Source organism: Mesorhizobium sp. M1342 (genome assembly GCF_040317955.1).
In the GTDB taxonomy this organism is placed as follows: Bacteria; Pseudomonadota; Alphaproteobacteria; order Rhizobiales; family Rhizobiaceae; genus Mesorhizobium.
Genome location: NZ_JAMYLI010000066.1, coordinates 1 through 1,820, shown reverse-complemented (window position 1 = coordinate 1,820; position 1,820 = coordinate 1). Strand labels below are relative to the sequence as shown.

Below are 1,820 nucleotides of genomic sequence, written 5' to 3'. Positions count from 1 at the left end.
CCGAGTTGCGTGACCATGCTCGTTCTGTGCCGGCGGCGGTGCAGCCAGATCCTCCAATAGGGGTCTCCGGTCGCGACAAGGGTCCCCTCTATTCCAACGATGCGACCGTTGTCGAAGGGCTGAGGTCAGCTTACGCGGGTAAGGTCAAGGAGAGCACGGTCAAGCGCCATGTAAATTCTCTTCTCGGCTTTGGTCGTTGGCTCTTTGACAATAACAGGCCGGGATTTGCTGCTCGGCTTGACGAATCGTCGCTGGATCAGGATCGCAAGGAGTACGAGAGCAGGGGTGGCCCCTCGGAGTACGAGAGCAGGGGTGGCCCCTCGATCGTGGCTAGAGCACTGGGTCGTCTCAAGACGTTGGCGGGCGGAGCGCCAGTGGTCGACCGCCCTGTCCGGAATCCCTACCCTGCCGACGCCGCGCTCATCAGAGATTACACAGCGGCTCTCATCAAAGAGTACAAAGAAGCGCCTGCGACCGGGCCGAATCGCGGTACCATTCAGGTCTATGGATCTACTCTTATACGTTTCAGTGAATACCTGCATGAAAACAAAAAGCCGGGGATTGCGGATCGGCTTCACGAGGGGTCGCTGGATGAAGATGCCAAGCGCTATGTGAACTCCGGTGGTAACCGGAGGATCAGTGCACTAGCTCATCTCCGGAAGTTCGCACCCGGGCGCGAAATTGCCCTTGCTGCTCGTCCGGAAGACGCAGTCGGCATGGAGGCTCGTGCCATTGGGGACGCCGCTGCGCAGCGCAGCGGGCCGCAGGAGGCATTGGGTCGGCCAGAGAGGCCCCCTGGGAAAGCTAAAGACGGGCGGGTGCTCGGCGCATTGGAATGGCTAGGCGACGAACATATCCAGAGGGATTACCAACTCCTGGAGCAGGAGTTGCAGGGGAACAATCCAGATCTCGCCGCCCGGACGCGGTTCGTGGATCCCCTCGTAGCCAATTATCATCTGCGCTTGGGCTCCAAGAGCGTCATGCTAAGCGCATTCCAGCGCATCGTCCATAAGAACGGCAACGACACAGCCGACTTCCTGTTCGTGCCAGTGAGCGATGGCGGTAAGACTCTTGCGGAGCGCGGCAAACATTGGTCGCTGCTGTTCGTTGATCGCAGCGACCGGGAACGGCCGGTTGCCTATCATTATGACTCCTACAACGGATGGCATGACCCGCTTGCAAAAGAGCTCGCAGAAAATCTGGGCGCCAGCCTGGAGACCCGCGTGGGCGTATCCCGCATCGCCCAGCAGAGCAACGTGGTGGATTGCGGAGTCTACGTGGTGGACGGCACGCGGGCGCTGGTTGGGCGATTGCAATCGCAGCCAGATGACCTGAACCTCAACAACCTCGTCGTCAATCGGCAGGCACTACAAACCCGCCTCAGGGGTGACGATACATTCGGAACGGCAAATAATCTCACGAACTTTGAACTCATGGACCGACAGGCCCGAGACGCGGTTAAGGAAAGCCCCGTTGGGACGTTTCACCAGCAGATCAAGCGGCTCGGCCAGTCAGCGCCAGACGTTGCTCCCGGGGACCCATTTAAATTTCAAAGTCTTGAGAGCAAGGGGGACGCCGCTGCGCAGCACAGCGGGCCGCAGGAGGAATACAGTTGGCCAGAGTATCTCCCCCCTGGGAAAGCTAATGAAGACGACGCTGTACTGGCATCGTCTTTCGTGCCAACTGGGCCCCATCACCAAGCCTCGGATCCCGCAGGGTCCTTTCGTCCCCTGAGCTGGCGCGACGGCGACCAGCGCGCGCCGGACGAGCGGATCGCAGCACAGGACAGGAGCAACCAGCTACCAAGCGAGGAGGTCCTC

At 60.2% G+C, this 1,820-nt stretch carries 1 protein-coding gene; it reads left to right on the top strand.

Translation table 11 applies throughout. The features are described 5' to 3' along the window. Window positions 1-374 precede the first annotated feature (374 nt). Window positions 375-1,820, top strand: a 1,446-nt coding sequence (locus tag NKH06_RS31935; RefSeq protein ID WP_352895109.1) for a Ulp1 family isopeptidase, incomplete at its 3' end; no start/stop codon positions are given.